The following is an 18,700-nucleotide window of genomic DNA, read 5'->3' on the forward strand; positions in this document are numbered from 1 at the left end:
GGAGAAAGCGGCCGTCACCGAGTTGGCGGCGCGGGCGGGTGTGTCGTATGCGCAAGCTGAAACCCTTTTAAGGGGCCTGAAAAAGGAGCGAAACAAGACATGAGCACGGTCATCATGTCCCAATGCTGGCCGCTTCAGATGCCGCCCACTCCTAAGGCTGTGTTGATTTCGCTTGCGGACAACGCGAACGACCACGGCGAATGCTGGCCGTCGATACCCAAGATATGCGAGCGCACCTGCTTTAGCGAACGTGCGGTGCACGGTGCCATCAAATGGCTGGAATCGGTGCAGTTGTTGAAGGCCGATCGGTCGAACGGCCGGCACACGCGATACAGCATCACGCCGACTTCATTCGAACCCCCGCAGGAGCTGCACCCCCGCAGCTCCTGCGCCACCGCAGCAGATGCAGAGGAACCCCCGCAGCAGATGCAGTCACCCCCGCAGCAGGTGCAGTCACCCCCGCAGGAGATGCGGTCTAACCGTCAAGAACCATCAAGAACCGTCAAGAGCAACCGTCAGCGCGCACGTGCGGATGGGTCGATGACCTTTCGAGGATGGATGGAGAGCTTGCCGCCAGAAGTGCTGGCGATTCCCGAAGACGATCCCGTGTTCGCCTACGCCAAGCGGGTTGGGTTGCCGATCGAATTCGTTGCGCTCGAATGGGGTTGGTTCAAGGCGAAATACGGCCAGTCATCGAAACGCTATACCCGTTGGCCGCAGACGTTTCGCAACGCCGTCGAGGGAGCATGGGGCAATCTTTGGCGCATTGGCGCGGATGGGAGCTACCAGCTCACCACGCAAGGCATGCAGTTGCAGCGCTCGCTGGAGGTGGCCGAATGAACACCGCTTTCGCACCCGAACGCGTCCCTCCTGACGTGGGCGCTCTACGCATGCCACCACAGGCGATCGATGCCGAGCAAGCCGTGCTTGGCGGGTTGATGCTCGATGCTTCCGCGCTGACGAAAATCAGCGATTGGCTTGGCGAGGGTGATTTCTATCGTCGCGATCATCAGTTGATTTATCGAGCGATCTGCGCGCTGGTCGAACGTGGTGCGCCGGTGGACGCGGTGACGTTGGGTTATTGGTTCGAAGCGGCCGGGCTGGATGCATTGGCCGGTGGCCCGGGTTACCTGATTGAGGTGGCCGACGCCACGCCCAGCGCAGCGAACATCGTGGCCTATGCGGAAATCGTTGTGGAGAAGGCACGCCTTCGCCAGGCGATCGGCGTGGGTCAAGCCATCGCAGCCAAGGCGTTCGAGTTCAGCGCGGATTCGCAGCAGATTGTGGCCGAAGCGCAGCACGCGCTGGCGCAGATGCAGGTGAGCAAGCTGCGCGGCGCGTTGGAGCCGGTGAAAGACGCCATGCGCGAGATGTATGCGGATCTGCTGGCGCGCTATCAGCAAGGGCAGGGCATCGGCGGTATCCCTACGCCATGGGATGCCTTCAATGATTGGACGGACGGCCTGCAGCGACAGACGCTATACCTGATGGGCGCAAGGCCAAGCATGGGGAAGAGTGCTTTCGCCATTCAACTGGCGTTGCATGCCGCCGGGCTGGGTTTCCATACCGCCGTATTTACTGTGGAAATGAGCGCTAAGCAGTGCATGGCACGTGCTGTGTCGTGCCAGGGGCGCATTCCCTTCGGATGGGTGCTCAAGCCCAACGACAGCGACCCGGATGCGGCGCTGTACTGGTCGCGCCTGGAACAAGCAACCGCCGCCATTTTGGGTATGCCGCTGCTCTTTGACGCGACACCGGCCCTTACGCGGGCACAGCTGGAAGCCCGCTGCCGACGTGCGCACCTGCATCGCAAGCTGGATTTGATTGTGGTGGATCACATCCACGATATGTACATCGATCCGGAGCGTGCGCGCTTCGAATACGAGGCCATCGCGCAGACGGGCAAAACGCTGGCGAAAGAGCTGGATTGCGCCGTACTGATGTTCTGCCAGCTTAGTCGCAAGCTGGAATTGCGTGCGGACAAGCGGCCGATGATGTCGGATCTGCGCGAATCGGGCGGTCTGGAGCAGAAGGGCGACGTGATCGCGTTTCTGTACCGCGATGAGGTGTATCACCCCGATTCACCGCTGAAAGGCAGCACGGAAATTATCCGCGGCAAAGGTCGTGATCGCGGTACCGGCGCACCGCTGGTGCTGCAAACCGCCCTGGACATGATGCGCCTGGAAAACTGGATCGGCCCACTGCCGGTGGACGACCGCCAAACACACACACGCCCCTCGCATGGAGGTTTTCGATGACCACACCCCGCACCGGTGCCCATCAACGCATCTTGGCTGCCCTGGGTTCGCAGTGGCTTACCGCCGGGCAGCTTCGCGCGTGCACGGGTATGTCGAATATTGGCATCAAGTCCACCTTGCTGGGCATGCAGCGGAGGGGCGAACTGCGCCGGCGCAAGCTCAATGATGGTTGCGTGGTGTATGCCGTCGCCAAAGGGAACAAAGCATGAACGCGTCCGGTGCAAAGTCGATGCCGCTTCGCTTCGAGTCGCGCGCTGATGGTGAATACCGTCGCTGTACCCGGTGCACGCACCTGGGCTACGGCGCGGACGCCTGGCATCCGGCGACGCGCGAGTTTTGGCCAGTGGTGAAAAGGCGCATTTGGTTTGGGCGCTGTTCGGCGTGCTGTAGCGAACTGGCGGCACGGCGGCATGGTGTGGTGACGGAGGCAGCATGAGTACCGAAAATCAAACCTACCGCGGCGCGCATCAGCGCCAAGTTGGCGGTAGCCATTACCTGGACTGCACCATCCAGCCGGTGCAGTACATCGAGGCGAACGCACTGGGTTTTCTGGAGGGGTGTGTGGTGAAGCGCGTGACGCGTCACGCCAAGCCTACGGGCAAAGGCCGGCAGGACCTGGAGAAGGCGATCCACGAGTTGCAGTTGCTGATTGAGCATCGTTATGGCGATGCGCCGTTGTCGGCCGAAGTGATCGATGCGGACGAGTTGGCCGCCGCGCTGCGGGGTGGTCGGTGATGCGCACGTCGTTGGCACGTCGCCGCAACGTCACGCCGATCGAGCACGATGAGCAGGTGATGCTTATCCGGTGGACGCGCCTTGCGACGGTGGCGCACCCGGAACTGGATTTGCTGTACGCCATCCCCAACGGTGGTGAACGCAACAAAATCATTGCGGCCAAGCTCAAGGCTGAAGGGGTGCGCAAGGGTGTGCCGGATCTGCACCTGCCGGTACCGCGCGCTGGCTACTGCGGCTTGTACGTGGAAATGAAACGGCGCAAGGGTGGTGTGGTGAGTGAAGAGCAGCGGGTGTGGATCGCGCGGCTGGCCGAGCAGGGGCATCGCGTGGAGGTGTGCAAGGGATGGGAGCAGGCGCGGGATGTGATCGTGTCGTATCTGGCGGCAGCTTGACCGCGATGCAAGCCATGGCGCGCACCCTTCGACCACACCGACGTTTTTACCCGGCGCGGTCCTGCCTGGATCACGCCGAGCGTGCCATGCAGCTGGCGTTGCCGTGGCACGTGCTCGATGACGATCCGAATGACGTGTCACTGCCGCGCAGTGTGCAGCAGGTGGCCGACGTTATCGGGCGTGATAAGGCGCTGTATCTGGTTAGCCAGTTGCCGCGAACCTATTCGCGCAACCATCCCAATGGGCAGGTGTGGCTGTATGTGCCGTGCGTGCTTGACGCGGACCACCGGCTGGCGCGGTGGCTGGGGCTGGCGGAAGCGGCGGCGTTGGTGGCGGCCTTTCGCGGTGAAATTCTGGAGCTGGCGCGGTGCGCACAGTTGTCACGCGCGGTGCGCAATCAAGGCGTGCTGCGATTGCTGCTGCAAGGGTATGCCGTGGATAGGGTCGCAAGCGTGTTCGGCTTGTCGTCGCGGATGGTGCGGAACATCTGGAAATCACGCCAGAGGAAGGCGCCGACAGGCTAGGGGAAGCTCGCGTCTACTTTGCTACGTAGGGCGCTTCCCATGTCCACCCTGACCACCAGCGCAAACGGCATGGCGCTGATCAAGAAATTCGAGGGGTGTCGCCTGACCGCGTACCGTTGCCCCGTTGGCATCTGGACCGTTGGCTATGGCCATACCGGCCCAGACGTGCACGAAGGCACGGTGATCACGCAGGCGGATGCGGATCGGTTGCTGAGCGAGCGGCTTCGCAAAGAATTCGAGCCGGGCGTTTCGGCGGCCGTTACGGTACCGCTGGAGCCAGACCAGTTCGATGCATTGGTAAGTCTGGCTTACAACATCGGGCTGGGAAATCTGCGCAGCTCCACGCTGCTGCGCAAGCTCAATGCTGGCGACTATGCCGGCGCCGCCGCGCAGTTCGATGTATGGAACAAGGCCGGTGGCAGCGTGCTGCCCGGGCTGGTGAACCGTCGCAGTGTCGAGCGTCAATTGTTCGAGTTGTCGCTGTGAATCGCGCGGAAGACTGGCTCGACGCGATCGGCCTGCTGGTGATCGGCGCCTTCGTCACGCTGGGCAAAGAACTTTCCGCCGCGGAGAAACCCTCGCTGCGCGTGTGCATTGGCCGCGTGATTATCGGATCGTCCACCTCGCTGGTCGCGGGGCTTGTGCTGATGCAGTTCCCGAACCTCAATTTTCTGGCGGTGCTGGGACTGGGGTCGGCATTCGGCATTGCCGGTTCGCAGGTGATCGAAATGGCGGTGCGCGGTGTGACCAAGCGTGCGGCCGGATCGTCGGGAGAATCGACATGAAGTCGGCACTGCTGGGTTTGGTGAGCGGTGCGGTCGCCGCTGGCTTCATCCTGATGTACCGGTTTGGTGTGAGCACGCAGAGCGATCGCGATGCGGTGGTGATCCATCGCTTGACCATCGAGCGCGACACCGCTTGGACCACCCTTCAAACGTTACAGGAGGCCGCCGAACGTGACGCGGAGGAAGCGACGCAACGGCAAGCCAACGCCGACTGGCTGGTGGCAAACCTGGCCCAAGAGCGCCAGAAAGCCCAAGAGCAGGCGGTCGAATGGGGTCGCCGTTTCGAGCAAGCCGCCAAGCGCCCCGATTGTGCGGCCGTGTTGGAGCAGACGATATGTCCCGCCGTCTTCAAGGATTGATCGCCTTCGTGTTGCTCGCCACCGGTTGCACGCGCAACGTGCAGCTGCCGACGCCGGCCGTGGTGCCGAAGGTGGTCACGCGCAACGTCACGCAATTCGTGCCGGTACCGGCCGCGCTCACGGCGCCTTGCCATAAAACCCCGCGCCGCAGTAACAGCGTGCTGGATGTGGTGGACGCTTACAACGCGCGCGGGGATGACATCGACGAGTGCAATGCGCGCATGCAAGCCATCCGCGACCTGGGCGCCTTGCCGTAAGCGATGGCCAAGCGCGCCGGCAAGCAGGTCAACCGCAGCGAATTGGCCGACACCTTCGGTGTGTCGCTGCCCACGATTGATGACTGGGTACGCAATGGCTGTCCGTGGGTGCAGCGTGGCGGCCGTGGTGTGGAGTGGGTGTTCGACACGGCCGCGGTGGCGCGCTGGTTGCGCGACAAGGCAGCCGAGGCAGCCGTGGGCGATATCTCCGGCGATGCCGAGGAATGGAAGCGGCGCAAGATCGCGGCCGAGGCGCAACGCGAGGAATTGAAGCTGGCCGCCGATCGCAAGCTGGTGGCGCCGGTGGAGCAGATGGAACGGCAACTGGCGCGCGTGTTCGCGGAGATCCGGGCGAAGCTGCGCAACATCCCCGGCCGCACCGTCACCACGTTGATCGGCATGACGGACGAACGCAAGTTCAAGCAGATTTTGCTGGCGGAAATCGATGACACGCTGACCAGCCTGGCCGAGCTGGATTTGTCTGCCGGCGAAGACAGTGACGACGATGAGCCTGACGCCGACGAGTGACGCGGAGCGGTTCCGCAATACGGCCGGCGTTCGCTACGCGTTGCACAGCGCCTTGCAGCAGTTGCGGCCACCGCCGAAGTTCGCGCCATCGGAGTGGGCCGAGAAACACGTCTACGTGCCGGAAGGCAACAAGATTCCCGGCTTGCTGCGCCTGGATAACGCGCCGTACCAGCGCGAACCGATGGACATGCTGGTGAATCCGGATTGCTACCGCGTCACCCTGGAATGGGGAGCGCAGGTGGGCAAGACCATGCTGGCGCTGTGCGTGCAGGGCTATTGCATCGACGTGATGCCGCGCTCGCAAATGATGATGCAGCCCTCGCAGGGTGATCTGCAGATGTGGCTGGAAACCAAGTTCACGCCACTGGTGGAAGCGAACGACCGCTTGCAGCGCTTGATTGCCAAGCCGCGCGGGCGCGAGGGCGTGAACAATCAAAAAATGAAGTCGTACCCCGGCGGCTTCATCATGTTTTCGTGGGCGGGCAGCCCACGCACGATGCGCGGGCGCAGCGCGCCGGTGATCGTATGCGATGAAGTGGACGGCTACGAGCGCACCAGCGAAGGCGGCCCGGTCAGCCTGCTATGGCAGCGCGCCGCTACCTTCGACGACGACCGCTTTTTGCTGGAAATCAGTACGCCCACCATCGAGGGGCAGAGCTACATCGACAAGAGCTTTCAGGCCGGCGATCAGCGCCGGTTCCATGTGCCTTGTCATGCCTGCGGTACCGAACAGGTATTGCGCTGGGAAAACGTGTCATGGGTGGGCCGCGGCGAGACGCATGAAGACACGCTGATGGCGATCGATGACCAGCAGCCGGAAACAGCGCTGTACGTGTGCGAGTGCTGCGGCGTGACGTGGAACGATGGCCAGCGCATTGCCGCCATTCGTGCCGGTCGCTGGATGGCAACCAAACCGTTCCGTGGGCATGCGTCGTATCACTTGAGCGAGTTCTATTCGACCTTCCGCCGTTTGAGCAGCATCGTGCTCGATTACCTGGACCGCCTGAAGAACGACGACCTGCAAACGTTCGTCAACGTGACGCAGGCCGAGGTGTGGACCGAAAGCGGCGAGCAGGTCGATGCCAACGCGATCGAGCAGCGGGCAGAAACCTATGCGGCAGAAGTGCCGGCCGGCGGCGTGTACCTGACCCTTGGCGGAGATATGCAGATCGACCGCCTGGAAGCTGAGGTGGTGGCACATGGACCGGGGGAGGAATCGTGGTCCATCGGTTATTACGTGCTGTGGGGTGATCCCCTACAAAGGGAGGTGTGGGACGAACTGGACGATTTGCTGGCCACCACCTTCACCCACGAGAGCGGCGCCACGCTGCGCATCGAATCGGCTTGCATCGACACCGGCGGCACCAAGGGCTATACGCAGGCCGCCTACGACTACCTGCGCGGGAAGACCGGCCGCCGGCTGTTCGGTGTGAAAGGCGTGGGCGGGTGGAATCGGCCGATCGTGGAGAAATCCGAGCGCAAGCAAAGCGGCAAGAACGCGCGCAAGGTGGATCTGTTCCGCGTGGGTGTGGACGAAGCGAAGAAGATCATCATGCGCCGCCTGACCATCGACGCGCCGGGCCCGGGTTACATGCATACCCCCGTCGGGCGCTCGCGTGATTGGTACGACCAGCTCACCGCCGAAAAGCTGGTGACGCGCTATGTCAAAGGTCAGCCCGTGCGCGAATGGCGCAAGTCGGACAAGGCGCGCAATGAAGCTCTGGACTGTCGCGTTTACGCGTATGCGGCATTGAAGATCGCCCAGCCGAATCTGGCCAAGCGCGCCGAGCGCCTGGCCATGCTGACGCCAGGCACGCCGCCACCACGCCAACGTGCTGCACCTCAGCCGGAAATCCCGCCAGAGGCTGCGCAAGACACCGCCCAGAACAATGCGGGCAAAACTCGGCCAGCACGCACCCGCAGTGCAAAACGAAGAGCGGGGACGTGGGCCACGAACTGGTGAATCATGGCTTGCTGTTCCGGGTCGAACTCTTTTCCTGCAGTCATCGTCAGCGGTATGCCGCTGGCGCTTACCCTGATGCTCGATGCGTACGCGGCGCCCGATTGGTTGGCGCAGTGGGTGTTGCGCGGACCGCAAGCGATCGATATCGATGCGGCGCCTGACGGTCGCGCACATGTGTTCCGCGCGTCGGCGGATGAAACGGCCCCCTGGAGATCCGGGCGCTACTGGTACCGTTTGCGTATGCGCCGTGGCGAGGAACTGCGCGAGGTCGAGCGCGGCGACATCGATATCGAACCGGATTTCGCACAGTTGCCGGAAGGCTACGATGGCCGCTCGCCGTTCGAGCTGGCGCTGGCGGCAATCGATGCCGTGCTGGCCAAGCGCGCCACGCAGGATCAGCTGCGTTATCGCATCAACAATCGCGAACTGTGGCGCACACCGATCCCGGACCTGATTGCACTGCGTACGTACTACGCCGCGCGCGTGCGGCATGAATGCGCCAAGCGCAAGGGTCAGAGCCGTTTCGGGCGCAACATCGTCGTGAGGTTTTCGTCGTGAGGGTGTGGGGGCGGTCATCGGCCGCGGCCACCACCTTGGCAACATCGCAGCTAGGCGTGGCGGTGGAGCGTGCCATGCAAGCCGCGGTCGCACCGGCACCATCGCCGCCGCGCCGGATGGCGCGCAACGTCGGCCGTGTGCCAGGTGCCGCGGGCGGCATGTTCAAAGGCAGCCAGGTTGACCCGAACGACCGTTGGGCCAGCATCGCCGTATCGCCCGATCAGTGGCTGACGTGGCGCCAGCCGGTGCTGGTGGCGCGCATGCGCGAGCAGTGGTCGAACAACGACCACGTGAAGCGCTATGTGGACATGTGCCGACAGAACATCGTCGGGCCACTGGGTATCCTGCTGCAGGCCAAAGCGAAGAAGCGGGGCGGGCAGTTGGACACGGAGTCCAACGACGCGATCGAGGCGTGGTGGGCACAGTGGGGGCGTACCGGGCATTGCGATGTCACCGGCACCTATTCCTGGCGCGAGATCCAAGACGTATGCGTGGCCACCTGCGTGCGCGATGGTGAATTTCTCGCGCGCAAGATTTACGGCAAGCACGCTGGGCCAATGGGTTTTTCCTTGCAACTGATCGACCCAGCGCGCTTGCCGATTCGGTATGAGGCGTTGAAGTGGGGCGACGAGGGCGGTTTTGTTCGCCAGGGCATTGAGTTCAACCGCTACGGGCGACCGGTGGCCTATCACTTTTCCTCGCTGGATGAGCGCGACGCGTACTACTACACCCTCAACGGCAAGGGTTATGTGCGCGTGCCGGCCGAAGAGGTGATTCACGTTTTCAAAAAGGAAATGGTGGGGCAGCGCCGCGGGTTGCCGTGGGCGGCGACATCGCTGTTTGGTCTGCACCACCTGCAGGGTTTTCAGGATGCCGCCGTGCAGAACGCACGCGCGTCCGCCGCCAAGATGGGCTTTTTCGAGTGGGACGCCGGCATGGGGCCGGATTGCGACGGTGACGACGAAGGCGAAATCTACGTCGATGCCGAACCGCTGTCGTTCCACGAACTGCCACCCGGTGCGCGGTTGAAGGATTGGAACCCGACGTATCCGTCCGGCGAATACGCCGTGTTCGCCAAGCAGGTGCTGCGCAGCATCGCCGCCGGCATGAATGTGTCGTATCACTCGCTGACGGGTGATCTGGAAAAGGTGAATTTCAGCAGCATTCGCAGCGGCACGCTGGAAGAGCGCGAGCGCTGGAAGCAAGACCAGCAGTTTGTGATCGAGCAATTGTGCACGCCGGTGTTCGAGGAAGCGCTGAAGCTGGCGCTGCTCGCTGGCCGCATCACCGTGCGCGGGCGTCCTTTATCGGCGGAGAAATACGCCGAATACCGCAAGGTGAGCTGGCAGGGCCGGCGCTGGGCGTGGGTTGACCCGCGCGCGGATGTGGAAAGCGCGCTGTCGTCGATTCGTGGCGGGCTGACGTCGGTCAGCCAGGTGATCCGCGAACAAGGCCGCGACCCGCAGGAGGTGTTCCGCGAGTTGGCGGAGGATCTGGTGGCGATGCGCGAGGCGGGATTGCCCGAAGCGTTCATTACGCAGGTGTTGATCGGCAAGGTGACGGGCGGCAACGCGCCACCGGCCAATGATGAAAACGATGAGGACAACGACCATGCCGATGCTGCGTGACAAGATCGCCACCCGCCTGCAGGAAATCCAACAAAAGGGCGGCTTGTGGCGCGAGGCGGAGGTGCTGGGCGTCGATGTGGAAGCCCGCACGGTTGAGCTGTCGTTTTCCAGTGAAGTAGAGGTGGAGCGCTGGTTCGGCATCGAGGTTCTGGGCCACGACCGGGGCGAATATGACTTTGCCCGCTTGAACGACAGCGCACCGATTCTGTGGAACCACGATTTGGACGACATGCGCGGGGTGGTGGAGCCGGGCAGCGCACGGGTGGACGTGGACCGCAAGGGCCGCCTGCTGGCGCGCTATGCCAAGGATGAAGCGGGCGAGCAGATGCTGCAGCGGATCAACGACCGCATCGTGACCAAGGTCAGTGTGGGTTATCGCGTGAAGGGCATGAAGCTGGTGGAGGAACGCAACGATGTGGATGTGTATCGCATCAATGCCTGGGAACCGTTCGAGGTGTCGATGGTGAGCGTGCCGGCGGATATCACGGTAGGCGTGGGGCGGTCGCTGGTGGCACGCGGGGAGGGGCCATGGACGGACCCGGGTTTGAGGAGCGAGGAAATGCCGCCAGAGGATGCTGCTCCGTCGAGCGGGAACACTGCGCCCGTTGCAGCCGATACCGGTACACGGGCGAGAAACATCATGATTGAGAAAGTGACGCGGGATGCAAAGGGCAACCTGGTGCGTGCGCACGTTGACGAAAATGGCGCGATTGTGGAAGTGCTCGAAGTGATCGAGCCGGCCACGGATGAGGTACGCCAAGGTCAGCAGCGAGGGCAAGAGGCCGAGCGCACGCGCATGCGCTCGATTACTGAACTCGGGCGCCAGTACGGCCAGACCGAGCTGGCGCTGCAGGCCATTGCCGACGGCAACACGGCCGAAGAATTCCAGCGCATGCTGCTGCAGAAAGTGACCGAACGGTCCGGTCAGCCGCTGGGCGAGCAGATGCGCGATGCCGAGATCGGTTTGTCCAACCAGGAGGTTCGACAGTTCAGCTTTATCCGTGCGATTCGCGCGCTACTGCCGAACGCGACGGCGGACGACCGGAAAGCGGCTGCGTTTGAGTTGGAGTGTTCGCGCGCTGCCGAACAGAAATACACCAAGCGCGCCAAGGGCATTCTGGTGCCCGCTGACGTGCTCAACCGTGCGTTCTCGACCACCAACCCGGACGCCGGCCCGGGCTCCAACATTGTGGCGCAGCAATTGCTGGCCAGCAGCTTTATCGAGCTGTTGCGTAACCGTGCGTGGGTGATGCGTCGTGCCACCACACTGGGCGGCCTGGTCGGCAATATCGACATCCCGCGACAGAAGGGCGCCGCGCAAGCGTATTGGGTCGGCGAGGGTGGTGCACCCAACTCGTCTGAGCCGGCACTCGATCAGGTGTCCTTCACCCCCAAGTCGCTGGCCGCCTTCACCGACATTACCCGCCGCCTGATGCTGCAATCGACACCGGATGCGGAGTTGATTGTGCGCGCCGATTTGCTACAGGTGATGGCGCTGCAAATCGACCGCGCTGCGATCTACGGCAACGGCAGCACCAACCAGCCAAAGGGTGTGACGCTGCAAACCGGCATCAATGCGGTGCCCTTTGCCGCTGCCGGCAAGCCCACGTTCGAAGAGCTGGTGGAGATGGAAACCAAGATTGCCTTGGGGAATGCCGACGTGGAATCGATGGCGTATGCCTTCAACGCGGGTATTCGTGGTTACGCCAAGACCGCGCTTAAATTTCCGGGCACGGCGGCCAGTGGCACGATCTGGGAGCAGGGCAACACGGTCAATGGCTACGCCACCAGCGTGTCCAACCAGATTGAGCCGGGCGATGTGCTGTTTGGTAACTGGGCGGACCTGATCATTGCGATGTGGGGCGGCCTGGATCTGACCGTGGACCCGTACAGCCTGAGCACCAGCGGCGGTACGCGCATCGTGGTGTTCCAAGATGTGGACTTCAACATCCGCCACCCCGAAAGCTTCTGCTACGGCACGGCTGCGGCGGCGCACTGAGATATCGATATGACGCAGACCACGAAGGAAACCGTACGTATCACCAGCGCCATCATGCTGCTTGGCAAGCTGTGCGATGCTGGCGCTGTGATGGACTTGCCTGCGCGCGATGCGCAGGAGTTGTATCGCTGTCGCGTGGCGGAGCCGTTCAAGGTGTCACAGGCGCCCAACGATCTGCCGCCGGCCGCCGAGGTCGATGCTCAGACGGGCGAGCCTAACGCCGAGCCGACCGACACCGCGCAGACGGTGGCTAAACGCCCGCGCAAATGACCCACCCCGCCTGGGACAATCTCGACGAGTTCCTGGACCCGGACGATTTCGCCATCATGGTGACGTTCGTGTCCACGCCGGACGGCAGCGCGACCGGCGTGCAGCGCAAGCTGCCGGTGATCTTCGATGACCCCCATTACGATCAGGATCTGGGCGAGTATCTGATGAATGCCAGCGAGCCGCGTTGCACCTGCAAGGCGGTGGATGTGATCGGCTTCAAGAAGCGCGACCGGGCGATGATCGACGGCCGTGCGTATCTGCTTGAACACGACCCGCAACCCGATGGTGTGGGCATGGCCGTGGTCACGTTTGCGCCGGACCTGGACGACGTGCCGTGATTGATGTCGATATCCGTGCCGAGGGCATGCAGACGCTGATTCGCGAATTGCGCGCCACTGAATCGCAAGCGGAGCGAGCGTTGCGTTCCACCATGTCGAAAATGGCGGCGTGGTTGCGCGTGCGTTCGGTGAAGGGCCTTTCAGGCCATCTAAAGATTCAGCAGAAGGTGCTGCGTCGCCGTCTGCGCACCTATCGCATGCAGTCGAGCCTGGGTTCGGCATGGCGTACCGGCAATATGAAAGTGTGGTACGGCCTGAATCCCATCCCGTTCGCGGATCTGCATCCCAAGCAAACGGCCACCGGTGTGCGTGCCGATGGCGGCCGGGAGGTGAAGGGGGCGTTTATCGCGCGTGTGCGTGGCAGGCCGCGGGTGTTCAAGCGAACAGGCACCGCGCGCTTGCCGTTGGTGGAAGAAAAGGTGCCGCTTTACGATCCGGCCATCGTCTATATCGAGGATGTGCTGATCGGTACAGCGCTGTTCGATGCGCACTTCATGACACTTTTCGAGCATGAGTTGACATGGCGGACCTCGACACGCACGTAACCCTGGACGCCTTGCACGCGGCAATGCGCGAGCAGCTGGCGGAGCAATTTCCCGGCTTTCGCCTGGTCGCGTTTTACCGTGAGGATGAAAGCGAAAAATTGCCGGCGCCGGCATGTCTACTCGAACTAACCGAAATTGAGCCCGCACCGGTAGACGATGCCGGTACCGGCCAGTTTCCCGCCTTGCTGCGCTGGGAAGCGCACGTGGTGCTGGGGTTTGCCGACCCCGCCGTGCAGCTGGAAGTGCGCAAGGCTGCGGCTGCATTGGCGACGTGGCTGCATTTGCGGCGCTGGAAGGGGATTCGCGCCGATGCGTGCCAGGTGATCGGGTGCTACAAGGACGAGTTCAAGCCGGGCCTGGACCGCTACGCGGTGTGGACGGTCGAATGGGTGCAGTGGGTGTTCCTGGGCGAAAGCGCGTGGGACAACGACGGGGTGATTCCCGAGCACGTGTATTTTTCGTTTGCGCCGGATGTTGGCGAGGCGCATCGCGAGAGCTATCAGCCGGCCGTGCCTGATGAGCGCTGAGATTCTGGGCGAGTTGCAGCGGCGCCTGTGCAATCTGTTGCAGCAGGGCACGGTGCAGGAGGTGGATGATCAGCAGGGTTTTGTGCGCGTGGCGTGCGGCGAATTGCTCACGCCGTGGCTGCGCTGGTTTGTGCCGGCGGCCGGTGAAGACAGCGCCTGGTGCGTGCCATCAGTCGGCGAGCAGGTGATGGTGCTGTGTCCGTTTGGCGACCCCGCTTTGGGCTGGGTGTTGCGCGGGATTTACAGCGATGCATTCCCGCCGCCGGCTGATAAGGTAACGCTACAGCGCGCGCGGTACCGCGATGGCACGTTGATTACCTACGACAGCGCCGCGCACGTGTTGACGGTGGATGCTTCGCAGTCATCGGCGACGGTGACGGTGGTGTGCAAGGCCGCCACCGTGAAGGCGGACGACAGCATTACGCTGGATACGCCGAGTGTGCATTGCACGCAGGATCTGTGGGTGGAGGGCAGCGTGTATGCCGATAGCGTGGCCGCAAAAACCGAAGTCAGCGCCGGCAACGTGAAGCTGACGCAGCACGATCACGTCAGCGGCGAGCCCGGGCAGCCGACTTCGCCGCCGCGCGCTTAGTGCCGCTCACGCTGCGGCCAGTTCGATTTTTACGCGGTAACCTAGCGCTTGCGCGGCCCGGCTCAAGGTTTCCACCGTGAGCCCGGTGTCATCTTCGTCCAGCAGGCGATCCAGTAGCGAACGGCTGGTGTGCATGCGCTCGGCCAGTGCCTTTTTGGTCATACCTCGCGCTTTCATGGCTTGGGCAATTTGCCAGGCAATGACGCGCTTGATGGCCACGGCGCTGCTCGCTTCGAGCATCCCTTCTTCTGCCAGGAATTCATCGAAGTCAGAGCCGATATGGGGGTTGTGCTTAGTCATCGTGCACCTCTTGCTTGCATTTCCACTATCGGTCCAAATTGAGCCGATAGGTACAGGTTGTGCTTAGTCATCATGCACCTCTTGCTTGCGTTGCTGTGCCAGCTTCAGGTCTGCCTTGGGTGTCTTGTCTGACTTCTTAACAAAGCCGTGCAGTAGCACCATCGTGGCGCCCACGGTGGTGAATAGCACACGGGCGATGCCGTCAGAGATATGGCTGCGCACTTCCCACAACCCTGCCTCCATCTTGCGCACCAGCGGCATGCCCAGCGGCCAGCCGTACTGCACGGTTTTGATGTCCTCGCCGATCGCCTTGCGATCTTCGGCCCGCAGGCTCTTTAGCCAATCACGGACTGGCTCGTTGCCTTGGCCGGAGACGTAAAAGCGGACGGAGAGGGTTATGGATATGGGCAGGGTTGGCATGGGTGCAGTGTACCTAAAAAAGTACATTTGTCTAGCCCCCTCCACTCGCTTTTTAGGGCGCGGAAATATCGCCAGAGGCTGCCAGAGGGCGCCATTTCGATACTCCCCGCATGCTTGGTACCGACGCGAACACAGGTAAACCGCTGGAAGGGCTGGCGCATTTGCGCCAGTCCGTGCGCGATATTTTGACCACGCCGCTAGGCAGCCGGGTGATGCGCCGCGATTACGGCAGTGAGTTGTTTGCGCTGGTGGATAAGCCGCTGACGCGCTCCACCGTAATGGATATCTACGGCGCCACGGCGAAGGCGCTGGCCAAGTGGGAGCCGCGCATGCGGCTTAAGGCGGTGAGTGCCGATGTGCCGGCGCCGGGTGAGTTGGTGATTTCCATCACTGGCGTGGTGGATGGCCGGCTGGTGCGCCTGGATGGCTTGCAGGTGGCGTAATGGATTACACGCCTACCACGTCGGCCATCGATATCTCCAAGCTGCCGCCGCCGGATGTGGTGGAGCCGCTGGATTACGCGACGATTCGCGAGCAATACATCACGGACCTCTTGGCGCGTGATGTGGATTTTGATGCGCTGGTGGAGTCGGACCCGGCCATCAAGATTCTGGAAGTGGCCGCGTATCGGGAAATGATGCTGCGCCAGCGCGTGAACGATGGGGCACGCAGCGTGATGCTGGCGTACGCGATGGGCAACGACCTGGAAAACCTGGGTGCGTTGTTTGGGGTGCCACGCTGGGTGCTCGATCCGGGTGATCCGCAGCACGGCATCGCGCCCACGCTGGAAGATATCGAGGATTACCGCCGCCGCATTGTGCTGGGCGTGCAGGGGTATTCGGTGGCGGGGCCGGAAGGGGCGTATATCATCCACACGCTCAATGCCGATAAGCGCGTGCTGGATGCCAGCGCGTACAGCCCTGCGCCGGGCGTGGTGGTGGTGACGGTGTTGTCACGCGAAGGGGATGGCACCGCACCGCCGGATCTGCTGAACGTGGTCGCCGCGGCCGTCAATGGCCAGTACGTGCGACCGATGACCGATCAGGTGTTGGTGCAAAGTGCGCAGATTGTGCGCTACGCGATCGAGGGCACGGTCTATACCTACGGTGGTCCGGATAGCGACCTAGTGATGGATGAATCGCGGCGCCGCGCGCGGAAATATGCCGACAAGACGTGCCGGCTCGGGCGCAGCGTTGCCCTGAGCGGCGTGTATGCCGCCGCGCACGGCGATGGTGTGCAAGACGTTGAACTGCAACAGCCCGCCGCCAACATGCCGATCGATCGCACGCAGGCGGCGTATTGCACCGACATCGTTTTGCAGTGGGGTGGCGTGAGTGAATGATGCGCTGCTGAACAACGCGCGCGCGGTGACGAACGAACCGTTCGGTACCGGCGCCAGCCTGCTGCCGCCGAACGCCACGAAAGCCGAACGCGCGCTGGAAGCGGTACCGGCGCGCATCGACGCTATCCCCACCGCGTTTCGCGATCTGTGGAATCCGCAGACATGCCCCGTCGACCTGCTGCCCTGGCTGGCCTGGGCGGTGTCGGTGGATACGTGGGATGCGGCGTGGCCGGAGCATACCAAGCGTGCCCATGTTGCCGCGGCGATTGAGATTGCGCGGCACAAAGGCACCGTGGGCAGCATTCACGATGTGGTGGCCGCTTTTGGCGGGCGTGTAGACATTAAAGAGTGGTGGGAAATGGACCCGCCCGGCCCGCCGCACACCTTTGCCTTGCAGCTGGTGCTGTCCGGCGTCGGCGTGGACGACAGCGCCAAGTATGTGGATGACGTGATTGCGGCGATCTGGCGCACCAAGCCGGTGCGCGCGCATTTCGAATTTACCCAGCTCGCCACGCTTGGCGCGAAGGTGGGCGTAGCCGCGGTGCTGCGTCCGCTGGTGTTTGCGCGGCTGGTGTTGCAAGCGGACGCGGAGGCCGCATGACATGGCGGGTTTGACGATGATCGTGACCAAGGCCGGCCGTGCCGCCTTGGTGAATGCGCGAAGCGATGGCACCAAGGCGGTAACGGTGGTGTCGGTCGGCGTGACCGCGCAGGTGTTCACCCCGGACCCGAACATGACCACGCTGCCCGGTGAAAGCAAGCGGCTGGCGACCATCAGCGGCGGCGCGACGGCACCGGATACCATCCATGTCACAGTGCGCGACGATAGCAGCGATGCGTACGATGTGCGCGGTATCGCCTTGTATCTGGCCGATGGGACGTTGTTTGCGTTGTACGGGCAGTCGGCGGTGCTGGTCCAGAAATCGGCACAGGCGGTGATGCTGCTGGCGACGGATACACAGTTTGCGGATATCGATGCGACGCAATTGGTGTTGGGTGATACTGATTTCCAATTGAACATGGCGACGGAGCAGACGCCCGGCGTGGTGCAGCTGGCGGCCGTGGAAGAAGTGTTGCAAGGGCTTGAGGGCGACAAGGCGATCACACTGACCACGTTGATCCACGCGCTGCTGGCGCACCCGCGTTATGCGTCCGGGCAAATCGTGTGGACGGCTGGGCGGCGGGCGCTGCCGGGCACGCTGTTGTGTGATGGCTCGGCGGTTTCGCGGGTGCAGTTTGCGAACCTATTTGCCGAGATTGGTGTGACGTACGGTGTGGGGGATGGATCGTCCACGTTCAGCCTGCCGAATCTGGCGGAGGATGTGACGGTTGTCCATGCCGGCATGCCAGACAAGGTGGGTACGTTCACGGGCGGGTCGATCTTGTCGCATGGACATGCCGCAAGCGTTGGGGCCGTGACCGATCATGCCCACGTGATCACCGTGGAGGCGGGGGGCGACCATGGGCATAACGCCAACACGGACGCGCAAGGTAATCACGCGCACGTTACATGGACAGATGCGCAAGGCAGTCACGCGCACAGCGGGAATACCGGCGGGCAAAGTGTCGATCACAGCCACCAATTTGAAATGCGATCGATGGCCCTCACGTCAGGTGGCCCCAGTGTCAACGTGTTGCAGACGGGGGGTATTGTGTCGGCGAAGTGGAGTACATCTGGTGCTTCGAATGACCATTATCATGGATTCGTCACGGATTGGCAGGGCATTCACGCCCACAACATCGGCATGAGTGACGCGGGTAATCACGCGCATAACGTGTTTGTGGCCATGGGCGGCAATCATTCCCATGTGGCAAATAGTCAAGCGGCGGGTGGGCACACGCATCCCATCACGGTGAATAACACGGGTAGCCAATACAACCTGGCGGCCGGTGTGCGCATGTTGGCCTGCATCGCGTATTGAGGGCGGCTTATGAGCGAGCGCAAAGTGATCGAAGGCGGTATGTATGACCCGGCGACGCGTGAGTGGTTGGGGGCGGTGCGGTTGAAGGCGGAGCCTGACGGGCGTTATGCCTTGCCGGATAACGTGGTTGCACATACGCCGCCAGGATCGGCACCCACGCATCATGTGTATGTGCTCAATGCGGCTGGTGATGCGTGGGAGCTGCATGCGGATTATCGGCGCATTCTGCTGTGGGACACGGCGATGGTGATGCCGGTACCCAATAGGCTTGCGCTGGGTGATGACGTGCCTGCGGGATTCACCATCTTGCCGCCGCCACCGATTCCGCCGGGTGAACGCAAGCGGCATGTATGGAGCGGTGCGCGCCAGGCGTGGGATGTTGAGGACCTGCCGCCGCTGCCCATGCCTGCCACGGAAATGCCGCCAGAGGATCAGCCCTAACCCGTACGCCATGCTGC

27 protein-coding genes and 1 pseudogene are annotated in these 18,700 nt (G+C 62.8%); 26 read left to right on the forward strand and 2 right to left on the reverse strand.

Features of this window, described 5'->3' with window-relative positions:
* Positions 1 to 138: 138 nt before the first annotated feature.
* From EO087_RS16550 to EO087_RS01860, 21 genes and pseudogenes are all read left to right on the forward strand, one after another.
* A pseudogene (locus tag EO087_RS16550) lies at positions 139 to 225 on the forward strand (helix-turn-helix domain-containing protein); the annotation flags it as partial.
* Positions 226 to 540: 315 nt separating this feature from the next.
* Positions 541 to 840 (forward strand): hypothetical protein, encoded by a 300-nt coding sequence (locus tag EO087_RS16555; RefSeq protein WP_240669225.1) that lies wholly within the window; start codon positions 541 to 543, stop codon positions 838 to 840.
* The gene (locus EO087_RS01770; protein ID WP_164931730.1) at positions 837 to 2,258 is read left to right on the forward strand and encodes a replicative DNA helicase; all 1,422 of its coding nucleotides are present in this window, start codon (positions 837 to 839) and stop codon (positions 2,256 to 2,258) included. Before EO087_RS16555 ends, EO087_RS01770 begins: the two co-directional genes overlap by 4 nt.
* Positions 2,255 to 2,467: a hypothetical protein gene (locus tag EO087_RS01775; protein WP_128897374.1), complete on the forward strand. Its 213-nt coding sequence runs from the start codon at positions 2,255 to 2,257 to the stop codon at positions 2,465 to 2,467. The genes EO087_RS01770 and EO087_RS01775 overlap by 4 nt, the downstream gene beginning before the upstream one ends.
* Positions 2,468 to 2,690: 223 nt before the next feature.
* A complete protein-coding gene (locus EO087_RS01780) occupies positions 2,691 to 2,993 on the forward strand; it encodes a hypothetical protein (RefSeq protein WP_128897375.1) in 303 nt (100 codons plus the stop codon).
* Positions 2,993 to 3,385, forward strand: a complete 393-nt coding sequence (locus tag EO087_RS01785) for a VRR-NUC domain-containing protein (protein ID WP_128897376.1) — start codon at positions 2,993 to 2,995, stop codon at positions 3,383 to 3,385. The genes EO087_RS01780 and EO087_RS01785 overlap by 1 nt, the downstream gene beginning before the upstream one ends.
* Positions 3,386 to 3,471: 86 nt before the next feature.
* Positions 3,472 to 3,909, forward strand: coding sequence for a hypothetical protein (locus tag EO087_RS01790; RefSeq protein WP_128897377.1), 438 nt, complete (start codon positions 3,472 to 3,474; stop codon positions 3,907 to 3,909).
* A gap of 39 nt (positions 3,910 to 3,948) precedes the next feature.
* Positions 3,949 to 4,395, forward strand: a complete 447-nt coding sequence (locus EO087_RS01795; RefSeq protein ID WP_128897378.1) for a lysozyme — start codon at positions 3,949 to 3,951, stop codon at positions 4,393 to 4,395.
* Complete coding sequence (locus EO087_RS01800; protein ID WP_205744412.1) at positions 4,392 to 4,694, forward strand: holin; 303 nt, start codon at positions 4,392 to 4,394, stop codon at positions 4,692 to 4,694. Before EO087_RS01795 ends, EO087_RS01800 begins: the two co-directional genes overlap by 4 nt.
* Positions 4,691 to 5,053: a hypothetical protein gene (locus EO087_RS01805; RefSeq protein WP_128897380.1), complete on the forward strand. Its 363-nt coding sequence runs from the start codon at positions 4,691 to 4,693 to the stop codon at positions 5,051 to 5,053. Before EO087_RS01800 ends, EO087_RS01805 begins: the two co-directional genes overlap by 4 nt.
* Positions 5,029 to 5,310 carry a hypothetical protein gene (locus tag EO087_RS01810; RefSeq protein ID WP_128897381.1) on the forward strand — a complete coding sequence of 94 codons (282 nt, stop codon included), beginning with the start codon at positions 5,029 to 5,031 and terminating at the stop codon, positions 5,308 to 5,310. Before EO087_RS01805 ends, EO087_RS01810 begins: the two co-directional genes overlap by 25 nt.
* Positions 5,311 to 5,313: 3 nt before the next feature.
* The gene (locus EO087_RS01815; RefSeq protein ID WP_128897382.1) at positions 5,314 to 5,838 is read left to right on the forward strand and encodes a terminase small subunit; all 525 of its coding nucleotides are present in this window, start codon (positions 5,314 to 5,316) and stop codon (positions 5,836 to 5,838) included.
* Entirely contained in the window at positions 5,816 to 7,801 is a 1,986-nt protein-coding gene (locus EO087_RS01820) for a phage terminase large subunit family protein (protein WP_128897383.1), read from the forward strand. Before EO087_RS01815 ends, EO087_RS01820 begins: the two co-directional genes overlap by 23 nt.
* 54 nt (positions 7,802 to 7,855) lie before the next feature.
* Positions 7,856 to 8,359, forward strand: a complete 504-nt coding sequence (locus EO087_RS01825; protein WP_240669099.1) for a hypothetical protein — start codon at positions 7,856 to 7,858, stop codon at positions 8,357 to 8,359.
* Positions 8,356 to 9,987, forward strand: a complete 1,632-nt coding sequence (locus EO087_RS01830; protein ID WP_240669100.1) for a phage portal protein — start codon at positions 8,356 to 8,358, stop codon at positions 9,985 to 9,987. The genes EO087_RS01825 and EO087_RS01830 overlap by 4 nt, the downstream gene beginning before the upstream one ends.
* Positions 9,971 to 11,986, forward strand: coding sequence for a phage major capsid protein (locus EO087_RS01835; protein WP_240669101.1), 2,016 nt, complete (start codon positions 9,971 to 9,973; stop codon positions 11,984 to 11,986). The genes EO087_RS01830 and EO087_RS01835 overlap by 17 nt, the downstream gene beginning before the upstream one ends.
* A 9-nt stretch (positions 11,987 to 11,995) precedes the next feature.
* A complete protein-coding gene (locus tag EO087_RS01840; protein WP_128897384.1) occupies positions 11,996 to 12,256 on the forward strand; it encodes a hypothetical protein in 261 nt (86 codons plus the stop codon).
* Positions 12,253 to 12,594 carry a hypothetical protein gene (locus tag EO087_RS01845; protein ID WP_128897385.1) on the forward strand — a complete coding sequence of 114 codons (342 nt, stop codon included), beginning with the start codon at positions 12,253 to 12,255 and terminating at the stop codon, positions 12,592 to 12,594. The genes EO087_RS01840 and EO087_RS01845 overlap by 4 nt, the downstream gene beginning before the upstream one ends.
* The gene (locus EO087_RS01850; protein ID WP_240669102.1) at positions 12,591 to 13,139 is read left to right on the forward strand and encodes a hypothetical protein; all 549 of its coding nucleotides are present in this window, start codon (positions 12,591 to 12,593) and stop codon (positions 13,137 to 13,139) included. Before EO087_RS01845 ends, EO087_RS01850 begins: the two co-directional genes overlap by 4 nt.
* Positions 13,115 to 13,666 (forward strand): hypothetical protein, encoded by a 552-nt coding sequence (locus tag EO087_RS01855; protein WP_128897386.1) that lies wholly within the window; start codon positions 13,115 to 13,117, stop codon positions 13,664 to 13,666. Before EO087_RS01850 ends, EO087_RS01855 begins: the two co-directional genes overlap by 25 nt.
* A complete protein-coding gene (locus tag EO087_RS01860; protein WP_164931731.1) occupies positions 13,656 to 14,258 on the forward strand; it encodes a phage baseplate assembly protein V in 603 nt (200 codons plus the stop codon). The genes EO087_RS01855 and EO087_RS01860 overlap by 11 nt, the downstream gene beginning before the upstream one ends.
* Before the next feature lie 6 nt (positions 14,259 to 14,264).
* Here the strand turns inward: EO087_RS01860 and EO087_RS01865 are convergent, their stop codons facing one another.
* Complete coding sequence (locus EO087_RS01865) at positions 14,265 to 14,558, reverse strand: XRE family transcriptional regulator (protein WP_128897388.1); 294 nt, start codon at positions 14,556 to 14,558, stop codon at positions 14,265 to 14,267.
* A 63-nt stretch (positions 14,559 to 14,621) separates the two neighbouring features.
* Entirely contained in the window at positions 14,622 to 14,978 is a 357-nt protein-coding gene (locus tag EO087_RS01870) for a type II toxin-antitoxin system RelE/ParE family toxin (protein ID WP_240669103.1), read from the reverse strand.
* 110 nt (positions 14,979 to 15,088) lie between these two features.
* On the opposite strand from EO087_RS01870, the gene EO087_RS01875 reads away from it, so the two are divergent.
* Genes EO087_RS01875 through EO087_RS01895 form a run of 5 tightly spaced genes read left to right on the forward strand, consistent with a single transcriptional unit; the run spans position 15,089 to position 18,683 of the window.
* A complete protein-coding gene (locus tag EO087_RS01875) occupies positions 15,089 to 15,421 on the forward strand; it encodes a GPW/gp25 family protein (RefSeq protein WP_128897390.1) in 333 nt (110 codons plus the stop codon).
* Entirely contained in the window at positions 15,421 to 16,320 is a 900-nt protein-coding gene (locus EO087_RS01880; RefSeq protein ID WP_128897391.1) for a baseplate J/gp47 family protein, read from the forward strand. The genes EO087_RS01875 and EO087_RS01880 overlap by 1 nt, the downstream gene beginning before the upstream one ends.
* Positions 16,313 to 16,921 (forward strand): phage tail protein I, encoded by a 609-nt coding sequence (locus tag EO087_RS01885; protein WP_240669104.1) that lies wholly within the window; start codon positions 16,313 to 16,315, stop codon positions 16,919 to 16,921. Before EO087_RS01880 ends, EO087_RS01885 begins: the two co-directional genes overlap by 8 nt.
* 1 nt (position 16,922) lies before the next feature.
* On the forward strand, positions 16,923 to 18,242 hold the full coding sequence (locus tag EO087_RS01890; protein ID WP_128897392.1) for a tail fiber protein: 1,320 nt from the start codon (positions 16,923 to 16,925) through the stop codon (positions 18,240 to 18,242).
* A 9-nt stretch (positions 18,243 to 18,251) separates the two neighbouring features.
* Complete coding sequence (locus tag EO087_RS01895) at positions 18,252 to 18,683, forward strand: hypothetical protein (protein WP_128897393.1); 432 nt, start codon at positions 18,252 to 18,254, stop codon at positions 18,681 to 18,683.
* Positions 18,684 to 18,700: the final 17 nt, after the last annotated feature.

The organism is Dyella sp. M7H15-1 (genome assembly GCF_004114615.1).
GTDB lineage: Bacteria > Pseudomonadota > Gammaproteobacteria > Xanthomonadales > Rhodanobacteraceae > Dyella_B.

Excerpts from the sequence above, each read along its gene's own strand:
- EO087_RS16555 (WP_240669225.1), top strand. The coding sequence starts at position 541 with ATGACCTTTCGAGGATGGATGGAGAGCTTGCCGCCAGAAGTGCTGGCG.
- EO087_RS01770 (WP_164931730.1), top strand. The coding sequence starts at position 837 with ATGAACACCGCTTTCGCACCCGAACGCGTCCCTCCTGACGTGGGCGCT.
- EO087_RS01775 (WP_128897374.1), top strand. The coding sequence starts at position 2,255 with ATGACCACACCCCGCACCGGTGCCCATCAACGCATCTTGGCTGCCCTG.
- EO087_RS01780 (WP_128897375.1), top strand. The coding sequence starts at position 2,691 with ATGAGTACCGAAAATCAAACCTACCGCGGCGCGCATCAGCGCCAAGTT.
- EO087_RS01785 (WP_128897376.1), top strand. The coding sequence starts at position 2,993 with ATGCGCACGTCGTTGGCACGTCGCCGCAACGTCACGCCGATCGAGCAC.
- EO087_RS01790 (WP_128897377.1), top strand. The coding sequence starts at position 3,472 with ATGCAGCTGGCGTTGCCGTGGCACGTGCTCGATGACGATCCGAATGAC.
- EO087_RS01795 (WP_128897378.1), top strand. The coding sequence starts at position 3,949 with ATGTCCACCCTGACCACCAGCGCAAACGGCATGGCGCTGATCAAGAAA.
- EO087_RS01805 (WP_128897380.1), top strand. The coding sequence starts at position 4,691 with ATGAAGTCGGCACTGCTGGGTTTGGTGAGCGGTGCGGTCGCCGCTGGC.
- EO087_RS01810 (WP_128897381.1), top strand. The coding sequence starts at position 5,029 with ATGTCCCGCCGTCTTCAAGGATTGATCGCCTTCGTGTTGCTCGCCACC.
- EO087_RS01815 (WP_128897382.1), top strand. The coding sequence starts at position 5,314 with ATGGCCAAGCGCGCCGGCAAGCAGGTCAACCGCAGCGAATTGGCCGAC.
- EO087_RS01820 (WP_128897383.1), top strand. The coding sequence starts at position 5,816 with ATGAGCCTGACGCCGACGAGTGACGCGGAGCGGTTCCGCAATACGGCC.
- EO087_RS01825 (WP_240669099.1), top strand. The coding sequence starts at position 7,856 with ATGCCGCTGGCGCTTACCCTGATGCTCGATGCGTACGCGGCGCCCGAT.
- EO087_RS01835 (WP_240669101.1), top strand. The coding sequence starts at position 9,971 with ATGCCGATGCTGCGTGACAAGATCGCCACCCGCCTGCAGGAAATCCAA.
- EO087_RS01840 (WP_128897384.1), top strand. The coding sequence starts at position 11,996 with ATGACGCAGACCACGAAGGAAACCGTACGTATCACCAGCGCCATCATG.
- EO087_RS01845 (WP_128897385.1), top strand. The coding sequence starts at position 12,253 with ATGACCCACCCCGCCTGGGACAATCTCGACGAGTTCCTGGACCCGGAC.
- EO087_RS01855 (WP_128897386.1), top strand. The coding sequence starts at position 13,115 with ATGGCGGACCTCGACACGCACGTAACCCTGGACGCCTTGCACGCGGCA.
- EO087_RS01860 (WP_164931731.1), top strand. The coding sequence starts at position 13,656 with ATGAGCGCTGAGATTCTGGGCGAGTTGCAGCGGCGCCTGTGCAATCTG.
- EO087_RS01865 (WP_128897388.1), bottom strand. The coding sequence starts at position 14,558 with ATGACTAAGCACAACCCCCATATCGGCTCTGACTTCGATGAATTCCTG.
- EO087_RS01870 (WP_240669103.1), bottom strand. The coding sequence starts at position 14,978 with ATGCCAACCCTGCCCATATCCATAACCCTCTCCGTCCGCTTTTACGTC.
- EO087_RS01875 (WP_128897390.1), top strand. The coding sequence starts at position 15,089 with ATGCTTGGTACCGACGCGAACACAGGTAAACCGCTGGAAGGGCTGGCG.
- EO087_RS01880 (WP_128897391.1), top strand. The coding sequence starts at position 15,421 with ATGGATTACACGCCTACCACGTCGGCCATCGATATCTCCAAGCTGCCG.
- EO087_RS01890 (WP_128897392.1), top strand. The coding sequence starts at position 16,923 with ATGGCGGGTTTGACGATGATCGTGACCAAGGCCGGCCGTGCCGCCTTG.
- EO087_RS01895 (WP_128897393.1), top strand. The coding sequence starts at position 18,252 with ATGAGCGAGCGCAAAGTGATCGAAGGCGGTATGTATGACCCGGCGACG.